Source organism: Micromonospora sp. CA-246542 (assembly GCF_050942905.1).
Lineage (GTDB): Bacteria > Actinomycetota > Actinomycetes > Mycobacteriales > Micromonosporaceae > Micromonospora.
This window is the reverse complement of sequence record NZ_CP192040.1, coordinates 4061262-4079933: the sequence shown is the minus strand read 5'-3', so window position 1 is coordinate 4079933 and position 18672 is coordinate 4061262. Positions and strand designations below refer to the sequence as shown.

Genomic DNA, 18672 nt, shown 5'->3' with positions numbered 1-18672 from the left:
ATGAAGGGGTCCGTTCGCTCGGTTCCGTCGAGTGGATCTCGCGCACTTCCCACCATGGCCCACGTACACCCCTGGGTCGTTCTGAGGAAGGCGGCACCGATGTTCAGACGTCCACAATGGAGACGAACGGCCAGATCGGCGGTGAGCGCCGGCGTGGCGCTGGTCCTCGCCGCCACCTGCCTGGCCAGCTTCAGCTCCGGGGCGCAGGCCGCGCCCGGCTCGACGGGTACCGCCGTCGGGGACAAGATCCGGCCGGAACTCGCCAAGCAGTTCGAGGCCAAGAGCGCAGGGGACTTCTGGATTCGGTTCAAGGACCGCGCGGACCTGAGCAAGGCCAGCGCCATCAAGGACTGGACCAAGCGGGGCGCGGCCGTGGCGCAGGCGCTGCGGGCGAGCGCCGCCGGGAGCCAGAGCAAGGTCCGCGCCGAACTCGACAGCTCGGGTACGAAGTACCAGAGCTTCTGGGCCACCAACGCCATCAAGGTGAACAGCGGCTCCCTGGCGATGGCCCAGCAGTTCGCCGCCCACAGTGAGGTCGAGGGCCTCTACGCCCCGGTCGCCTACGAGCTGCCGAAACTGACCAAGGGCACCGACGAGAAGACCGTCAACGCGGTCGAGTGGGGCGTCGCCAACATCAACGCCGACGACGTCTGGTCCCAGTACGGCGTCACCGGCGAGGGCGTCACCATCGCGAGCATCGACAGCGGTGTGCAGTACGACCACCCGGCCCTGGTGAACTCCTACCGTGGCAACAACGGCGACGGCACGTTCGACCACGACTACAACTGGTTCGACGCCGCCGGGACGTGCGACGGCGCGCCCTGCGACGACGACGGCCACGGTACGCACACCATGGGCACCATGGCCGGCTCCGCCGGCGCGAACCAGATCGGTGTCGCGCCCGGCGTCAAGTGGATCGCGGCGAACGGCTGCTGCCCCACCGACGAGGCGCTGATCGAATCCGGTCAGTGGATGCTCGAGCCGACCGACTCGAACGGCCAGAACCCGGACGCGAGCAAGCGCCCCAACATCATCAACAACTCGTGGGGCACCCGACTGCCGTCCAACGAGCCGTTCATGGAGGACGTGACCCTGGCCTGGGCCGCCTCGGGCATCTTCGGGGTGTTCTCCAACGGCAACAGCGGACCGGCGTGCCAGACCAGCGGTTCGCCGGGAAGCCTGGCCAGCAACTACTCGGCGGGCGCGTACGACGTCAACAACAACATCGCCAGCTTCTCGGCGCGCGGCGTCGGGCAGAACGGCGAGATCAAGCCCAACATCTCCGCGCCCGGCGTGAACGTGCGGTCGAGCGTTCCCGGCAACGGGTACGGCACCGCCAGCGGCACGTCGATGGCCGCACCGCACCTGGTGGGCGCGATCGCCCTGCTGTACTCGGCGGCACCCACGCTGGTCGGTGACGTCGACGCGACGCGCGCGCTGCTCAACGGCACCGCGATCGACAAGGCCGACGACCAGTGCGGTGGCACCGCCGCGGACAACAACGTCTGGGGTGAGGGCCGGCTGGACGCCCTCGCGCTGCTCAACGCCGCCCCCACCGGCGACGTCGGCACCCTGGCCGGCACGGTCACCGACGCGGCCACCGGCGCCCCGATCGCCGGCGCGACCCTGACGCTCACCGGCCCGACGTCGCGCGAGATCACCACCGGCGCCGACGGCACGTACTCGACCCTCCTCCCGACCGGTGACTACCAGGTCGTCGTGTCCGCGTTCGGATACGGCAGCGCCACGAAGACGGCGACGGTCACCAACCGCACGACCACGACGCTCGATGTCGCCCTGACGGCGGTGCCGCGCGTCAACGTCACCGGCTCGGTCACCGACGGCTCCGGCCACGGCTGGCCGCTGTACGCCAAGGTGACCGTGAGCGGCCCGGCGGGCGTGTACGACTACACGACCCCGTCGAACGGCCGCTACAGCATCACGTTGCCGGCCGGGCAGACGTACACCCTGACGTACGAGGTGCAGTACCCGGGCTACCAGAAGGTCACCAAGGAGGTCGTGGTCGGCACCCGCAACGTGACGGCCAACGTCGCGGTGCCGGTGGACACCACCAGGTGCACGACGGCCCCGGGCTACACGTTCGGCTCCGACGGCGAGTACGAGACCTTCGACGCCACGACCACCCCGGCCGGTTGGTCGGTGGTGGACAACGTCGGCGGCGGGCAGGTCTGGAAGTTCACCGACGACGGTGGCCGGGGCAACCTGACCGGTGGCACCGGCAACTTCGCGATGATCGACAGTGACGACTACGGCGCGGGCAAGACCCAGGACAGCTCCCTGGTCAGCCCGGTCGTCGACCTGACCGCCGTCAGCGCCCCGGTCATCCGGTTCAACCAGGACTTCAACCAGCTCAACGATGACACCGCCGATGTCGACCTGAGCATCGACGGGGGAGCCACCTGGACGAACGTCCTGCGGCAGGAGACCGACGTCCGGGGACCGAAGCTCAGCGAGATCCCGATCCCGCAGGCGGCCGGCAAGTCGCAGGTCCAGGTGCGGTTCCACTACTACGACGCCAAGTACGACTGGTGGTGGGAGGTCGACAACGTCCTGATCGGCAGCCAGGTCACCTGCGTGCCGGTCGACGGCGGTCTGGTCGTGGGCAACGTCCGCGACAAGAACGACGACAGCTACCTCAACGGCGCCACCGTCACCAGCAACGACCGGCCCGCCGAGAAGGCGGTGACCGTGGCGACCCCGGACGACCCGGGGCTGCCGGACGGTTTCTACTGGATCTACTCGACGCTCACCGGTACCCACAAGTTCACCGCGACGGCCGGCAGCTACGTCAGCCAGACCAAGCAGGTCGACGTCGAGCCGGACTGGGCGACGACCGCGAACTTCGTCCTCGCGGCCGGCCGCCTGTCGGTGACACCCGCCGCGCTGAGCGCGACGCTCCAGATGCCCAGCGGCAAGGCGACCAGGACGTTCACCGTGACCAACACCGGCGGCGCCCCCGTCGAGGTCGCCTTCGGTGAGCGGGACGACGGCTTCGAGCTGCTGCGGGCCGACGGCTCGCGGGTGACCCGGCAGCAGGCGCTCGGCGCGGCCGGCGCGGCCGAGCAACGGCTGACGGTACCGACGTCGGTCGCGGCCAGGTCGTCCGGCAAGGCGGCGACGGCGACGGCCGCGGCGGCCGGTCCGCAGGCCGCGCCGTGGACCGACATCGCCGACTACCCGGGCAACATCATGGACAACCGGGTGGTCACCCTGGACGGCAAGGTGTACTCGATCGGTGGTGGTGACGGAACCGCCTCCACCGCGAAGACCTACGCCTACGACCCGGTCGCGCAGGCCTGGACGGCTGCCGCCGATCTTCCCGGCGCCCGCAACGCGCTGACCGTCGGCGTGGTCGGCGGAAAGATCATCGCAACGGGCGGTTGGGGCGACTCCGGTCCGGACGCCGCCACCTGGTCGTACGACCCGGCGGCCAACACCTGGACCGAGCTGGCCGACAACCCCGCGCCACGGGCCGCGGCCGGGCAGGCGGTCGTCGACGGCAAGCTCTACGCGGTGGGCGGCTGCACGACCGCGGCCTGCGTGCCGATGTCGAACACCGTGGTCCGCTACACCCCCGGCACCGACACCTGGGAGACGGTGGCCAACTACCCGAAGTCGGTGGCCTTCGCCTCCTGCGGCGGGATCGACGGCGTCCTCTACTGCACCGGTGGCAACGACGGCACCGCGGCGCAGAAGGCCAGCTACGCCTACGACCCGGGCGCCGACACCTGGACCGCGATCGCGGACGCGCCGACCGACAACTGGGCCAGCTCGTACGCGGTGGCCAGCGGCAAGCTGCTGGTCGTGGGCGGTTCGCAGGGCGGCGCCATCACCAACGCCGGTTTCGCCTTCGACCCGGCCACCAGCTCGTGGTCGAACCTGCCGAACGCCAACACCGCCCGGTACCGGGGTGGCGCGGCGTGTGGCTTCTACAAGATCGGTGGCTCGTCCGGCAGCTTCGACGCGGCACCGGACAGCGAGGCGCTGCCGGGCTTCGAGGGGTGCGCCGAGGCGGCGGCCGACGTCAGCTGGATGACGATCGACAAGACCACGGCCACCCTCGCGCCGGGGGAGAAGGTCACGGTCACCGTCGGGTTGACCGCGAACGTGGACCAGCCGGGCACCTACTCGGCCGCGGTCACGATCCGGGAGAACACGCCGTACTCGGTGCCGCCGGTGACGGTGACCATGATCGTGACGCCCCCGAAGACCTGGGGCAAGCTGATGGGTACGGTGACCGGGACGAGCTGCGCGGGCGCGACCGCGCCGATCGCCGGTGCGGTGGTGCAGGTCGATTCGTGGGCGATGTCGTTCACCTTCGCGACCGACGCCGCCGGTAACTACGCCTACTGGATGGACCGCCGGAACAACCCGCTCACGTTGATCGTCGCCAAGGACGGCTGGAAGCCCCAGACCCGTCAGACGAAGATCAACACCACCACTCCCACGGTGGAGAACTTCGGGTTGGCGCCGATCCGGTGCTGACACCGGAGCGCTGACGCAGTGATCCGGCCCGCCTGGTCCTCGACCAGGCGGGCCGGCCCGTTCTCAGGAAGCAGGCCTTGGGCCGTGTCTTCAAAGGATCCTGGAGCGACCGCCCACGCCAGGCGACCGACGGCGACACCACCCTGATGAGCGTGATGCCGGTGAGTCATCTAGATGACTCACCGGCATCACGCTCATCGGCATTACCGCCGCCGCTCAGCACTCCGGCCCCGACCGCGCTGGTCGCGGCCACCATCACCGCTGCCTAGATCGGTGCGAGCCGGAAGCCGACCCCACGGACCGCGTGGATCGTCGCGGCGGCGTCGAGCCGGGCGAGCTTGCGGCGTACCCGACGCACGACCGAGTGCATGTCGGACCCGCGGCCCAGGTGCCGGTTGCCCCAGACCTCGAGGTGCAGCCGCTCGTACGTCCAGACCTGCCCGGGAGCGTCGACGAGGCAGATCAGCACGTCGTGCTCCAGGCGGGTCAGGTCGATCTCCTGGTCGCGCCAGCGCAGCACGCGGCGGTCGGAGTCGACGCTCAGGTCGGGCGGCGGCTGCGGGCGCCGCGCCACCTCCGCCCGTGCGGGCGGGGTCGGGGGAGGTACGACGGGGGGCAGGTCGCCCACCCCGAGGAACTCCCGAGCCTGCTCGACGTTGGAGACGATCAGGAAGGCGTCGCTGCCGCCGAGCAGGCGTGCCAACTGCCGGCGCTCGGCCGGTGACGACGCGATGCCGATGACGAGTGGAGCGACCGAAACCCCGTGCATTGCCCAACCCCTTCCGGTTCCCCACGAACACTCCGGATGGTTTCGCACCGCCGAGAATCATCGATCGGCGTCTTGATCTTAGTGACGGCTCGTCTCGGCCAGGTAAAACATAGTTGCATGTAAGCATGTGAATGAAGGTTCACGTCTGGGCGGCGCGGGCGGCAGGACGTTCGCGGGGGAGGATCGCCCGGTTTTCTCCGGTACGAGCGTCGGTTGTGACAGAACCAAGACAATTCACGGACAGCCCCCGGATCTGGCGGGCCGAGCATGGTCGCATGTCCCACGGATCGTCGTACTCCATCGGTCGCTCGTCGGTGCCGCCGCCACCGGCGCTGTCGCCCGGCCCGGCGCGCGCGCTGGCCCCCGGCCGGCCCGCTGCGCCACCGGCTCTCCGGCTGCTCGCGGCGGGCGTCTGCTGCCTGCTCGCGCTGTGTCTGGTCGGCGTGGTCTTCGTGTGGACCCAGCCCGGTCAGTGGGTCGACGGGCTGCTCCTGCCGCGCGCCGAGCGGGGTGGGGGTTACGAGCAGGCCGGCGGCCTGTTCGGTCCGGCCACGGTCGTGCTGCGGCACTTCGGTCAGCCGGCGCCGCTGGCCGTCCTGCTCACCGCCGTGCTGGTGGTGGGCGTGCTCGGCCGTCGGCTGCTGCCCGGCGTCGTGGGCGTCGGCATGGTGCTCACCGCCGTGCTGGCGGCCGGCGTGGCGAAGTCGGCGCTGCCCCGCCCGGACCTCGCCGTTCCCAATTCGACCACCCACAACAGCTTTCCCAGTGGTCACGTCGCGGTGGCGACGGCCCTGGCGCTGGCGTTCCTGCTGGCGGCGCCGGGCGCGGCCAGGCGGTGGCTGGTGGTACCCGGCGCGGCGGGTGTCTCGGTGATCGGCGCGGCCACCATGATCGCGGGCTGGCACCGGTTCAGCGACGTGCTCGGGGGCGTCCTGCTGAGTATGGCGCTGTTCTGCCTGGCGGCGGCCGCGTTGGCGGCCCGGTCCGGCGGTGACGCGCTCCGTCCGCCCGCCGGGCCGACCTCCGGGCGGGTCCGGCGTGCTCTCGTCGAGGGCGCGGTGGGGCTGGTCGTACTGGTCTGGGCGGTTCGGGTGCTGGTTCCCGGTCTGGCCGCCGAACTGCGGTGGGGACCGTTCCTGGCCGTCCTGCTGGCGACCGCGTCGTCGATGCTGGCGGTGGGCGTGGCGGCGTTCCTGATCCGGTCGGTGGAGTTCGTCGGACGGGCGCGAGGCATCGACAAATATGAACAAACTCCGTGATGGGATACTTGACGGCATGCCCCAGGTCCTGCTGATCGAAGATCACCAGACGGTCCGCGACGGACTGCAGTTGGCGCTCACTCGGCAGGGCCACACCGTGGTCGCCGTGGCGACCGGTGAACAGGGTCTGGAGCGGCTGCGCACGAGCGCCTCCGACGTGGTGGTCCTCGACATCATGCTGCCCGGCATGGACGGGTTCGAGGTCTGCCGTCGTATTCGGCAGGACGGTGACCTGCCCATCATCATGCTCACCGCGCGCAACGACGACATGGACGTGGTGGCGGGCCTGGAGGCGGGCGCCGACGACTACGTGGTCAAGCCGGTACAGGCCCGGGTGCTCGAGGCGCGGATCCGCGCGGTGCTGCGACGCACCGGCGGCGACTCACGACGCCCCGGCAGCGAGCGGCCCGGGCTGCACCGGCACGGCGCCCTGACCATCGACCGTGCCGCGCTGGTGGTCACCAAGGACGGCGTGCCGGTCGGCCTGGCCCCGACCGAGCTGCGTCTGCTGCTCGAACTCTCGCACACGCCGGGCCAGGTGCTCAGCCGCCAGCAACTGCTGGAGGCCGTCTGGGAGCACGGCTACCTCGGCGACTCGCGGTTGGTGGACGCCTGCGTCCAGCGGCTCCGCGCCAAGATCGAGGACGAGCCCTCGACGCCGGTCTACATCCAGACGGTACGCGGCTTCGGATACCGGTTCGGGCCGCTGTGACCCCCTGGCACCGGGCCCGCGCCATGGCGTTGGGCCTGCGCACCCGGCTGCTCCTGGCGTTCGCCCTGCTGGGCGTGACCACCACGGCGGTGGTGGCCAGCGGTAGCTACTTCCAGGCGCGCACCGTCATCCTCCAGCAGGCGCAGGACGCGGCGGTGGCCTCACTGACCGACCAGCTCTCGAAGGTGTACCCGGTGCTGAGCCTGCCGCCCGGCCAGGAGGAGATGGACCTGTTGGCGGGGAGGCTCTCCGACCGGGACAGCTACGCCGTCGTGCACTACCGGGGGCAGTGGTCGTCGGGCGGCGAGGGCGCCGAACAGCTCACCCCTCAGCTGCGGCAGGAGGTGGCGCGCGGTCAGATCGCCTGGCAACGCGTCGACCGTGGCGGACATCCGGTGCTGCTCATCGGCACACAGCTCCGGCTCGACGGGTCCGACGGCACGAGCGTGGCGTCCGGAGTGGAGGTCTACTCGGTGCGCAGCCTCGCCTCCGAGCAGCAGAGCATCGACCGGCTCGCCACCCTCGCGTGGGTGACCGGCGGGCTCTCCCTGATCCTCGCGGTCCTGCTGGCCCTGCTGGCCGCCCAGGGGGTGCTGCGGCCGGTACGCGAGCTGGGTCGCGCGGCCCGCCGGCTCGGCGAGGGAGACCTGTCCGCCCGGCTGACCGTCCGGGGCGTCGACGAGCTGGCCGACGTCACGCGCACCTTCAACGACACCGCCGCGACCATCGAGCGTCAGGTCGGTGAGCTGCGGCGGATGGAGGCCGACGCGCGGCGCTTCGTGGCCGACGTGTCCCACGAACTCCGTACACCGCTGGCCGCCATGACGGCGGTCACCGACGTGCTCGACGAGGAGGCGGACCGGCTGCCGGGAGACGCCGGCCGCGCCGCCCGGCTGGTCAGTCAGGAGACGCAGAGCCTCACCCAGCTCGTCAACGACCTCATCGAGGTCAGCCGGTTCGACTCCGGCACCGCCCGGCTCGCCCTCGACGACGTCGACGTCGCCGCGGCGGTCACCGCGACGCTGCGGCTACGGGGGTGGGCCGACCGGGTACGGGCGGACCTGCCGTCCGGTGTCGTCGCCCGGCTCGACCCCCGGCGGCTCGACGTCATCGTCGCCAACCTGGTCGGCAACGCCTTCCGGCACGGCACGGAGCCGGTGTCCGTCCGTCTTGTCGCCGAACCCGACTGGTTCACGATCGAGGTCACCGACCAGGGACCGGGGTTGGACCCGGAGGTGCTGCCGCACGTGTTCGACCGCCTCTACAAGGCGGACACCGCCCGGACCCGCTCGGAGGGCAGCGGCCTCGGACTCGCCATCGCGTGGGAGAACGCGCGCCTGCACCGGCACGCCGGGCAGTCGGGGAGCCTGGTGGCGGGCAACCACCCACGGGGCGGAGCGGTGTTCACGCTCCGCCTGCCCCGGTTGGCGTCCGAGACCGTGCACACCGGAGGCGTACGGACAGCCGCGGACGCCGGAGGCGTACGGTGAGCCGCCGTCGCGGAACCCGGGCGCTGCTCGCGGTCGCGCTCCTGGTCGCGCTGCTCACGGCGGGCTGTGGAGTACGGCCCAGCGACGTCATCACGGGCCGCTCCGCGGTGAGCGGCCCGTTCGCCGGTAGGGGCCTCTACCTGATCGCGGACGGCGAACTGGCGCTTGTCGTCCGGCCGGTGAAGAACGTGCCCGGGCCACCGCTGGAGACACTCGTGCTGCTCGTGTCCGGTCCCACCGAGGCCGAGCGGAGCGCGGGGCTCACCAGCGAGGTGCCGGCCGACGCCGGGCCGGTGAGCATGACACCGAGCACCGACGAGCCCGGCATCACGGTGCGGTTCAAGGGCGCCGTGCTGCCGCTGTCCACCGTCGCGGCCAACCAGATCATCTGCACCGTGGCGCTCGCCGGCCAGCAGCCCACTTCCGCCCCGGTCACTCTCGTCGGCTCGGACGGCACCCGGCCGCCCTGGTCCTGCCCCATCGAGTGACCGGGGCGACGCCGCTCACACCAGGTCGACCGCCCGTTCCGGTCGAAGCAGCCCCGGGGAGAGGACCCGACTCCGGTCGGTGAGCGTGCCGGCCACCAGAATGTCGAGCAGGGCGGGGAACTCGATGCCCGCCCGCTGCCAGATCTGCGGGAACTGCGACTCGGCGGTGAAGCCGGGGAACGTGTTGACCTCGTTGACGATGGGCTCGGCGCCCTCGTGGGGGAGGAAGAAGTCGACCCGCAGCAGCCCTCGGCAGTCGAGGGCCTCGAAGGCGCGGACGGCCCGGTCCTGGAGCACCTCGGTGGTGGCCGGGTCGAGCTGGGCCGGGATCTGGAAGACCGCCCCGCCGTCGTACTTCGCGTCGTAGTCGAAGAAGCCCGCGCCACTGACCCGGATCTCCAGCGGCGGACCGGCCTGCACCCGTCCGTCGGGGTGCTGCAGGACGGCGATGTCGATCTCCCGGCCCTGCGCGCCCTGTTCGACGAGCACCTTCGGGTCGACCTCCCGGGCCTGCGCGAGCGCGGCGGGCAGCGCCGACCACTCCGTCACCCGGACGACGCCCAGGCTGGACCCCGCCCGCGCCGGCTTCACGAAGACCGGCAGACCCAGCCGCTGCTGGTCGGCCGGCGACAGGGTCTCCCCGGGGCGCAGGGTCACACCCGGGCTGACCCGCAGGCCCTCCGCGGCGAGCAGCCGCTTGGTGACGCCCTTGTCCATGCCCGCCGCGCTGGCGAACACCCCGTTGCCGACGTACGGCACGCCGAGCCATTCCAGCAGCGACGCGACCGTGCCGTCCTCGCCGTACGGGCCGTGCAGGGCCGGGAACACCACGTCCTGGGCGCGCAGCACCCGCAACGCCTGCGGCAGGCCCATCGGGCGACCGTCGACGTGCCAGCCGCCGTCGGTGTCGATGAGCACCTCGGTCACCTGGTACCGCTCCCGGTCCAGACCGGCGAGGATGGCGGCCCCCGAGCGCCGCGACACCTCGTGTTCGCCGCTCCGCCCGCCGTACAGCACTGCCAGTCGCGTCAACATGCGATGTCCGCCCTTTCGTGGAGATGGACGCGGCCCACCCGCGCCCCGATTCCGGTCAAGATCTCGTGCGGGTTGGTGCCGGCCCAGCGCGCCCACTCGGTGACGGTCGGGGCGTCGTCGTCGCGTCCCGTGCCGATCACGACGACCGGGTCGCCGATCCGCACCGCCAGGTCACCCACATCGACCACGCACTGGTCCATGGCGATCCGCCCGACCACCGGGCAGCGCCGGCCGCCGAGCCAGACCTCGGCCCGGCCCTCGGTGGCGCGGGGCAGCCCGTCGGCGTAGCCGAGCGGCAACAGCGCCAGCGTCGTCGGGGCGGCGGTCACGTGCTCCGGCCCGTACGACACGCCGGTGCCGGCCGGCACCCGCTTCACGTTCACCACGGTCGTGCGCAGCGTCAGGGCGGCGTGCAGCCCGAACGCCCCGGGACCGACCGCGCCGAACGGGTCGACGCCGTAGAGGGCCAACCCGATCCGGCAGAGGTCGAAGCGGGTCCGGGGCGCGGACAGCGCCGCCGCCGAGTTGGCCAGGTGGACGAGGTCGGGGTCGAGGCCGGCGGTCCGGGCGACGCGCAGCGCCTCGGCGAACGTCCGCACCTGACCGGCCAGCGCGGGCGCGCCCGGTACGTCCGCGTCGGCGAGGTGGGACCACACGCCGCGTACCCGGACCGTGCCCTCGACCTCGTACTTGCGGGCCCAGGCCACCAGGTCGGGCCAGTCGTCGCGGCCGGCGCCGTTGCGGGTGAGGCCCGTGTCGGCCTTGAGCTGCGCCGTCGCGGGCACGCCGACCCGCAGGGCCGCGTCGGCCAGCGCGTGCAGGTGGGTGATCGTCGAGACGCCCACGTCGACGCCCGCGAGGATCAACCCGCTGAAGTCGTCGTCCGGGCGGTGCAGCCAGCTCAACGTGGGGGCCGTGATGCCCGCGGCGCGCAGGGCCAGCGCCTCGGCCGCCGAGGTCACGCCCAGCCAGGTGGCGCCGCCGCGCAGCGCGGCCCGGGCGACCGGCGCCGCGCCGTGCCCGAACCCGTCGGCCTTCACCACCGCCATCAGCTCCGTGCCGGTGACGGCGGCGATCCTGCGTACGTTGTCGGCGATCGCCCCGAGGTCGACCACCGCCTCGGCCAACGCGCTCATCCGGCGACCGCCTCGCGACGCGTCCCGGGGAGCGCGAACAGCCACCGGGCGTGCACCGCCAGCAGCGCACGGTGCACGGCCAGGCTCAGCCCGGCGACGAGCGCGGTCAGCAGGATCGGGTAGCCCAGCACGATCAGGCCCTGAGCGCCCGCGTCCAGCTCGGAGACCGGGCCGGCCAGCAGGCGGTGCAGCAGGGCCAGCAGCGGCATGTGGATGACGTAGATGGGCAACGTGATACGCCCGAGCGCGGCCAGTCGGTCGCCGAGAGCGGGCCACCGGACCAGCCGGGCGGCGGCGGTGACGCCGAAGGCCACCGCGACGACGGAGACCGCCGGCCAGACGCCGAACCACCGCTGCGCGCCGGCCGCCGCCATCGCGGCGAGCGCGAGGGCGTACGCCCCGCCGGTCAGCGCCAGTCGACGCCGGGTGGCGGTGGCGGCCCACCGCTGGATGTGGGGCCGCAGGTACAGGCCGGCCAGGAAGAAGATCAGGTTCTGGTAGAGGCCGGCCCGGTTGCCCGGCATGGCCAGCAGGCCGGCGGCGGTGACGGCGGACAGCACGGCGGCGGGTACGACGACCAGCGACCGGGGCAGCCGTCGGGTCGCCTTGGCGAGCGTGAAGTAGAGCGCCAGGGCGTACAGGTACCAGAGGTTGGAGGGCGTGACGGTGAGCTGTGCCAGCAGAGCGAGGGCGGACGTGGCGCGGTCGGTCGGGAAGTCCGGTGCCACGGCCAGGACCGCCGTGTGAATGAGCAGCCAGAGGGCGTACAGGTAGAGGAACCCCGCGATGCGGCCCCGGGCGACGGCGCGCCAGGGCCGCTGTACGGCGTTGGCCGCGAAGAGGCCGCTGATGGTGAAGAAGAGCGGCATGCGCAGCGGCAGCAACTGCTCACCCAGCGTGCCCCACAGGCCCGGCACGGGTACGCCCACGTGCCAGTCGATCCGCAGGTAGTCCTTGACGACGACGTGCCATCCGACGACGAGGACGATGCATACGCCCTTCGCGGCGTCGGCCCACTGCACACGCCGCGGTCCGCCGGTGTCGGCCTGCCGGCGGTGGCGGAACCGGACGCGCGCGTCGGGGTCGTACCCGTCCGGTCGTGGCTCGGTGCGAGACAGCTCTTGGATCACTCAGCAGAAGGTGCCAGCGGGATATCCGCGCCTGATCCTCGAATTGTCATGATCCGGTAATGGACTCCGCAGCGCGTCGGACCGGGACCACCACCATCGTGCCGACGACGCGTTGGGAAACCGGGGAGCGCTACTAGGCTCGATCGCGGAGGTGCCGAACATGAAGCTCGGTCTGCACTACTGGAACTTTTCGACTCCGGCCGATCCGGCGGCCATCGCGCCGACCCTCAGCGAGGCGGCGACCATCGCCGAACAGGCCGGAGTGGCCTCGTTCACGGTCATGGACCACTTCTTCCAGATGGAGGCGCTGGCGCCGGCCGAGGAGCCGATGCTGGAGGCGTACACCACGTTGGGTTACGTCGCGGCGCAGACCCGGCGGATGACGCTGGGTGTACTGGTCACGGGTGTGATGTACCGCTATCCGGGGCTGCTGGCCAAGACCGTGACGACCCTCGACGTGCTCTCCGGCGGCCGGGCCCGGCTCGGCATCGGGGCGTCCTGGTACGAGCGGGAGCAGCGGGGACTCGGCGTGCCCGTGGTGCCGGTCGCCGAGCGGTTCGAGCGACTGGAGGAGACGCTGCGGATCTGCAAGCAGATGTGGAGTGACGACGACGGGCCGTTCGACGGGCGGCACTACCAGCTCACGGAGACGATCAACTCGCCCCAGCCGTTGAGTCGTCCGCATCCGCCCATCATGATCGGCGGCAGCGGCGAGAAGAAGACACTGCTGCTGGTCGCCCGGTACGCCGACGCCTGCAACCTGTTCGGTACGGGCGCCGAGGGGATCGCGCACAAGCTGGACGTGCTGCGCGCGCACTGCGCCGCCGAGGGCCGCGACTACGACAGCATCACCAAGACCGTGTTGGCCTCCAAGCCGCCGCTGGAGGATCTCGACGCGTTCCTCGCCGAGGTGTCCGACTATGCCGCGCTCGGCGTCAGCGAGGTGCAGGTCACGCCGGACCGGCACCCCGTGGAGTTCGCCCGGCGGCTCGGCGACGAGGTGCTGCCGCGGCTGGCCGACATCGGCTGAGTCGGGCGCGGTCGTCGACACCAGGTCAGCGAAGTCGGGCCCGGTGACCGCCACATCGGCGATGTCGTGTCGATCAAGCCCCGTCCACGACGACGAGGGCCGCCCGCCCGCCGCAGCGGGGGACGGCCCTCGTCGGTGACAGGTCAGCCGACCGAGGCGGGGAACCTCTCCCAGACCCGGTGCGCGGCCATCAACCGCTGCACCCCGGTCAGCGCCTCGGCGCCGGAGCCGGCGGCCACGATGCCGGGGGTACCGGCCACTCCGGCCTGCTCCAGCACGCTGACACCGGCGCCCCACGCGCCGATCGCCTTGGCGTGCCGCCAGCACTCCTCGACCAGGAGCAGCACGCGCGGGTCGACGGTCGCCGCGTCCGGCCGGCCCGCCTTGGCGTCGCGGGCGGGCAGCGCGTCGGGCGCGGGCACCGGCGCCCCGGCCAGCAGGAGCGCGTCGAACTCGACCGACCGGCCGGTGGCGAAGGTCCGCTGGACCGTCAGGTCGCCCACCAGTCCACCGTGGGGGGCGATCAGCAGCGGCACCATGCCGGCGTCGAATACGGCCCGGCGGACCTCGTCGACGTCGTCCAGGTCACCGTCGGGGTCGACGACGATCCCGACAGTGCGGCCGTCGGCCGGCCACTCCCCGCCGACCTGCGACAGGGCCGGGCTCGGCGTGACGTCGACGGGCGTCACCGTGGGCTGCGGCGCGGGCAGCCCCAGACCGGTGGCCACCTGCTCGCACAGCACCGCGTCGATGTTGGCGAGGCACCGCAGCTGGCGTTCCTTGATCGCCTGGTGGTAGCACTTGCCCAGCTCGAAGGTGTACGCCCGGATGATGTGCTCCCGCTCGACCGGCGACATGCTCAGCCAGAACAGTCGTACCTGGCTGTAGTGGTCGTCGAAGGACGCGGGGTTCGCGCGGACCTTGGGCGCCTGCGCCACCGTCACCGGCACGTCGACGAAGGCGTGCTCGGCGTCGCCGGCCTCGAAGGGGTTGCCGCCGTCGAGGGAGTTCGGCCGGTATGGCGCCACTCCGGCGTGCACGGCGTGCTGGTGGAAGCCGTCGCGCAGCATGTCGTTGACGGCCGCGTGCGGACGGTTGATCGGGATCTGCGTGAAGTTCGGCCCGCCGAGACGGGTGAGCTGCGTGTCGACGTACGAGAAGAGTCGTCCCTGTAGCAGCGGATCGTTCGTGACGTCGATACCCGGCGGCAGGTGGCCGAGGTGGAAGGCGACCTGCTCGGTCTCGGCGAAGAAGTTCGTCGGCGTCCGGTTGAGGACCAGCCGGCCGACCGGCTGCACCTCCGCCAACTCCTCCGGGACGATCTTCGTGGCGTCCAGCAGGTCGATGCCGGCGAAGGTCTCCTCGGGCGTGTCCGGGAAGACCTGGATGCCGAGTTCCCACTCGGGGAACGCGCCTGCCTCGATCGCGTCGTAGAGGTCCCGGCGGTGGAAGTCGGGGTCCATGCCGCCGAGCATCTGCGCCTCCTCCCAGGTCAGGGAGTGCACGCCGAGCTTCGGCTTCCAGTGGAACTTGACCAGCACCGTCGCCCCGGCCTCGTTCACGAGGCGGAAGGTGTGTACGCCGAAGCCCTCCATGGTCCGGTACGAGCGCGGGATGCCCCGGTCGGACATGTTCCAGATGGTGTGGTGCTGCGCCTCCGTGTGCAGGGAGACGAAGTCCCAGAACGTGTCGTGCGCGCTCTGCGCCTGGGGGATCTCCCGGTCCGGGTGCGGCTTGGCGGCGTGGATGATGTCGGGGAACTTGATGGCGTCCTGGATGAAGAAGACCGGCATGTTGTTGCCGACCAGGTCGAAGGTGCCCTCGTCGGTGTAGAACTTGGTGGCGAAGCCCCGGGTGTCCCGGACGGTGTCGGCCGAGCCGCGCGATCCGAGGACGGTGGAGAACCGGACGAAGACCTCCGTCTCCCGACCCTTCTTGAGGAAGCCGGCCCTCGTGACCGCCTCGGCGGTGCCGTACGCGGTGAACACCCCGTGCGCGCCCGCGCCCCGCGCGTGCACCACGCGCTCCGGGATGCGCTCGTGGTCGAAGTGCGTGATCTTCTCGCGTAGGTGGTGGTCCTGGAGCAGGACCGGCCCCCGGGGGCCGGCCTTGAGCGAGTGGTCGGTGTCGCGCAGCCGGGCCCCGTTCGCCGTCGTCAGGTACGCGCCCTGCTGGCCGTTCGCGCTCGTCGGCGCGCCGGTCTCGGCGCCGGTGGGCGTACGCGTCTGCGGCGCGCCCTGTTCGGTCCTGGGCGGCAGCGGGTCGTGCGGCGCGGTCGGCTCCTCGACGGTGGGCGGTGCGCTGCCGGGTGCGCCCGGTACGTCCGGCGTGAGGGCGTCGGCGATCTTCTCGGAGGCGGTCTTCACGACGTTCCTGACCGCCTCGGCGGGCTTGCTGGAATCCACTGGGCGAACCTCTCGCTGGAGCGTTTGGGCAGGCCCCTGCACCCCTACCCCTGCCTTGAGGGTCGAAACGCACGATAAATCCGGGACTGGTGATTTCACCGATGCGCCGGCCGACCCGGGCGAATAACACTGACGAACGTCGATATTGCTCGACTCTAGGGAGTGCCCGACGTGTCGTCACCAACCACCACCCGTCCCCGTTCCCTGCCCGCCCGAGCCGCCCGGCTCGCGCTGGCCGCCACCCTGCTCGTCGCCGGTGTCCTCGTCGGACCGACGGGTGCCGCCCAGGCGGCCGGCCCGTACGACCGGGGTCCCGACCCGACCACCGCGATCCTGGAGGCCAGCCGCGGCCCCTTCGCCACCGCCTCGCAGAGCGTGTCGTCGCTGAGCGTCACCGGCTTCGGCGGCGGGGTCATCTACTACCCGACCAGCACCAGCGAGGGCACCTTCGGCGCCGTCGCCATCTCGCCCGGCTACACCGCCGCCTGGTCCAGCATCAGCTGGCTCGGCCCACGGATCGCCTCGCACGGCTTCGTGGTGATCGGCATCGAGACCAACACCCGGCTCGACCAGCCGGACAGCCGGGGCCGGCAGTTGCTCGCGGCGCTGGACTACCTCACCCAGCGCAGCTCGGTGCGGAGCCGGATCGACAGCAGTCGGCTCGCCGTGGCCGGCCACTCGATGGGCGGCGGGGGCAGCCTGGAGGCGGCCTCGTCCCGGCCGTCATTGCAGGCCGCGGTCCCCCTCGCGCCCTGGAACACGGACAAGAGCTGGTCCGAGCTGCGCGTGCCGACGCTGATCATCGGCGGCGAGAGCGACACCGTCGCGCCGGTCGCCACGCACTCGGTGCCGTTCTACAACAGCATCCCGTCGTCGGCCGAGAAGGCCTACCTGGAGTTGAACGGGGCGAGCCACTTCTTCCCGCAGACGGTCAACACGCCGACGGCGCGGCAGATGGTGGCCTGGCTCAAGCGGTTCGTCGACGACGACACCCGCTACGAGCAGTTCCTCTGCCCGGGCCCCAGCGGGTCGCAGATCGAGGAGTACCGCAACACCTGCCCGAGCGCCTGAGCGCGCACCTCCGGGACGGTCGCCCCACGGCGGCCGTCCCGGCCGTTCGGGCGTATCGAGGGGTCTTGACGCGATCACCGAGAAACGTACACTGCGAGTGTAAATAACACCCGCCACGGCAGAGGGATGGGTGCATGGAGCGCGGCCTCGAACTGCACGACATCGGCGTCCGTTTCGGCGGCCTCACCGCCCTCGACCACGTCTCGCTCCGGGTGCCACCCTCCCGGGTGGTCGGCGTGATCGGGCCCAACGGCGCCGGCAAGACCACCCTGTTCAACGTGGTCTGCGGCTTCGTCACACCGCAGACTGGTTCACTCACCCTCGACGGTCGACCGCTGCGCCCGCAACCCCACCGGCTGACCCGGCTCGGCATCGCCCGGACCCTCCAGGGGACCGGGCTCTTCGCGGGGCTCAGCGTGGTGGAGAACGTGATGACCGGCGCATCCCACACCGCCCGTGCGGGTTTCGCGGCGGCGCTGTTCGGGTTGCCCCGCAGCGACCGCGACGAGCGCCGGCTGCGCCGACACGCCCTGGACGTCCTCGACGACCTGGGCATCGTCGAGCACGCCGAGGCCGCGCCGGGCACGCTTCCCTTCGCCGTACGCCAGCGGGTCGCCCTGGCCCGCGCGCTCGCCGCGCGACCCCGGCTGCTGCTGCTCGACGAACCCGCCGGTGGCCTCGGCGCCGACGACATCGCCGAGCTGGCGGACCTGATCCGGCGGCTGCCCCGGCGGGACGTCGACCCGTGCGCGGTACTGCTCGTCGAGCACCACATGGACCTGGTGATGGACGTCTGCGACGAGATCGTGGTCCTCGACTTCGGTCGGGTGATCGCCACCGGGCCACCGGACGAGATCCGCGACGACACGGCCGTCACCGACGCCTACCTCGGGGCCCTCGTCGAGGAGCCCGCACCGTGAGCGCGCCGGATCTGCTCGTGGTCCGGGGGCTGGTGGCCGGTTACGGGGCCGCGCCGGTGCTGCGGGCCGTCGACCTCACCGTGCCGGCCGGCACCATCGCCGCCGTCGTCGGCGCCAACGGCGCCGGCAAGACGACGCTGCTGCGGGCGCTCTCCGGCATGATCCGGCCGGCCGCCGGCCAGGTCGTCCTCGCCGGGGAAGACCTGCGGGGTACGCCGGTGGAACAGCTCGTACGGCGCGGAATGGCGCACGTCCCGGAGGGTCGGGGCGTGATCGGCGAGCTGACGGTCGATGAGAACCTGCGGCTCGGTGGGCTGTGGCGACGCGACCGCGCGGACGCCGGCCGCGCCCTCGACGAGGTCTACGAGCTGTTCGAGCCCCTCGCGCGGCGTCGTCGTCACCTCGGCCACCAGCTCTCCGGAGGCGAACGGCAGATGCTCGCGCTCGGCCGGGCGCTGGTCGGACGGCCGCGCCTGCTGCTGCTGGACGAGCCGTCGCTGGGCCTCGCGCCCCGGGTGGTCGCCCGGATCATGGCCCTGCTGCGCCAGTTGCGCGACCGGACCGGCCTGACCGTGCTGCTGGTCGAGCAGAACGTGCGCAGCGCACTCGCCGTCGCCGACCAGGGCGTCGTGATGTCCCTCGGCCAGGTGGTGATCGCCGCCCCGGCGGCGACCCTGCGGGACGACGTCGACCTGCGCCACGCGTACCTCGGTTTCTGACC

The 18672-nt window shown here is 71.9% G+C and carries 14 protein-coding genes; 9 read left to right on the top strand and 5 right to left on the bottom strand.

The genetic code is table 11. The features are described from left to right. The first annotated feature begins 141 nt into the window (after positions 1 to 141). Positions 142 to 4506: a S8 family serine peptidase gene (locus tag ACQP0N_RS19145; RefSeq protein ID WP_433112421.1), complete on the top strand. Its 4365-nt coding sequence runs from the start codon at positions 142 to 144 to the stop codon at positions 4504 to 4506. 265 nt (positions 4507 to 4771) lie between these two features. Here ACQP0N_RS19145 and ACQP0N_RS19140 read toward each other — a convergent pair whose 3' ends face one another. Continuing rightward, on the bottom strand, positions 4772 to 5275 hold the full coding sequence (locus ACQP0N_RS19140; protein WP_433112418.1) for a winged helix-turn-helix domain-containing protein: 504 nt from the start codon (positions 5273 to 5275) through the stop codon (positions 4772 to 4774). A 275-nt stretch (positions 5276 to 5550) separates the two neighbouring features. Here ACQP0N_RS19140 and ACQP0N_RS19135 point away from each other — a divergent pair, with 275 nt between their 5' ends. The 4 genes from ACQP0N_RS19135 to ACQP0N_RS19120 are packed head-to-tail and all read left to right on the top strand — an operon-like array spanning position 5551 to position 9224. Then, complete coding sequence (locus ACQP0N_RS19135; protein ID WP_433112415.1) at positions 5551 to 6534, top strand: phosphatase PAP2 family protein; 984 nt, start codon at positions 5551 to 5553, stop codon at positions 6532 to 6534. A gap of 16 nt (positions 6535 to 6550) precedes the next feature. Beyond that, entirely contained in the window at positions 6551 to 7246 is a 696-nt protein-coding gene (locus ACQP0N_RS19130) for a response regulator transcription factor (protein ID WP_355049892.1), read from the top strand. Next, positions 7243 to 8736, top strand: a complete 1494-nt coding sequence (locus ACQP0N_RS19125) for an ATP-binding protein (RefSeq protein ID WP_433112412.1) — start codon at positions 7243 to 7245, stop codon at positions 8734 to 8736. Before ACQP0N_RS19130 ends, ACQP0N_RS19125 begins: the two co-directional genes overlap by 4 nt. Further along, positions 8733 to 9224, top strand: coding sequence for a hypothetical protein (locus ACQP0N_RS19120; protein WP_433112409.1), 492 nt, complete (start codon positions 8733 to 8735; stop codon positions 9222 to 9224). Before ACQP0N_RS19125 ends, ACQP0N_RS19120 begins: the two co-directional genes overlap by 4 nt. Before the next feature lie 15 nt (positions 9225 to 9239). Here ACQP0N_RS19120 and ACQP0N_RS19115 read toward each other — a convergent pair whose 3' ends face one another. From ACQP0N_RS19115 to ACQP0N_RS19105, 3 genes are read right to left on the bottom strand one after another with little or no spacing between them, the layout of a single operon-like run. After that, on the bottom strand, positions 9240 to 10259 hold the full coding sequence (locus ACQP0N_RS19115) for a D-alanine--D-alanine ligase family protein (protein ID WP_433112406.1): 1020 nt from the start codon (positions 10257 to 10259) through the stop codon (positions 9240 to 9242). Beyond that, the gene (gene alr / locus ACQP0N_RS19110) at positions 10253 to 11395 is read right to left on the bottom strand and encodes an alanine racemase (RefSeq protein ID WP_433112403.1); all 1143 of its coding nucleotides are present in this window, start codon (positions 11393 to 11395) and stop codon (positions 10253 to 10255) included. The genes ACQP0N_RS19115 and alr overlap by 7 nt, the downstream gene beginning before the upstream one ends. Next, positions 11392 to 12525 (bottom strand): acyltransferase family protein, encoded by a 1134-nt coding sequence (locus ACQP0N_RS19105; protein WP_433112400.1) that lies wholly within the window; start codon positions 12523 to 12525, stop codon positions 11392 to 11394. The genes alr and ACQP0N_RS19105 overlap by 4 nt, the downstream gene beginning before the upstream one ends. Positions 12526 to 12685: 160 nt before the next feature. Between ACQP0N_RS19105 and ACQP0N_RS19100 the strand changes: the two genes are divergently transcribed. Then, the gene (locus tag ACQP0N_RS19100; protein ID WP_433112397.1) at positions 12686 to 13555 is read left to right on the top strand and encodes an LLM class F420-dependent oxidoreductase; all 870 of its coding nucleotides are present in this window, start codon (positions 12686 to 12688) and stop codon (positions 13553 to 13555) included. A 143-nt stretch (positions 13556 to 13698) separates the two neighbouring features. Here the strand turns inward: ACQP0N_RS19100 and ACQP0N_RS19095 are convergent, their stop codons facing one another. Beyond that, positions 13699 to 15960, bottom strand: coding sequence for a catalase (locus ACQP0N_RS19095; protein WP_433112395.1), 2262 nt, complete (start codon positions 15958 to 15960; stop codon positions 13699 to 13701). A 171-nt stretch (positions 15961 to 16131) separates the two neighbouring features. Between ACQP0N_RS19095 and ACQP0N_RS19090 the strand changes: the two genes are divergently transcribed. The 3 genes from ACQP0N_RS19090 to ACQP0N_RS19080 all read left to right on the top strand — a co-directional run bounded on the left by ACQP0N_RS19090 (position 16132) and on the right by ACQP0N_RS19080 (position 18670). Further along, positions 16132 to 17031 (top strand): alpha/beta hydrolase family protein, encoded by a 900-nt coding sequence (locus ACQP0N_RS19090; RefSeq protein WP_396832931.1) that lies wholly within the window; start codon positions 16132 to 16134, stop codon positions 17029 to 17031. Positions 17032 to 17165: 134 nt separating this feature from the next. Beyond that, complete coding sequence (locus tag ACQP0N_RS19085; protein WP_433112392.1) at positions 17166 to 17951, top strand: ABC transporter ATP-binding protein; 786 nt, start codon at positions 17166 to 17168, stop codon at positions 17949 to 17951. After that, complete coding sequence (locus ACQP0N_RS19080) at positions 17948 to 18670, top strand: ABC transporter ATP-binding protein (RefSeq protein ID WP_357134663.1); 723 nt, start codon at positions 17948 to 17950, stop codon at positions 18668 to 18670. The genes ACQP0N_RS19085 and ACQP0N_RS19080 overlap by 4 nt, the downstream gene beginning before the upstream one ends. The last annotated feature ends 2 nt before the right edge of the window (positions 18671 to 18672 follow it).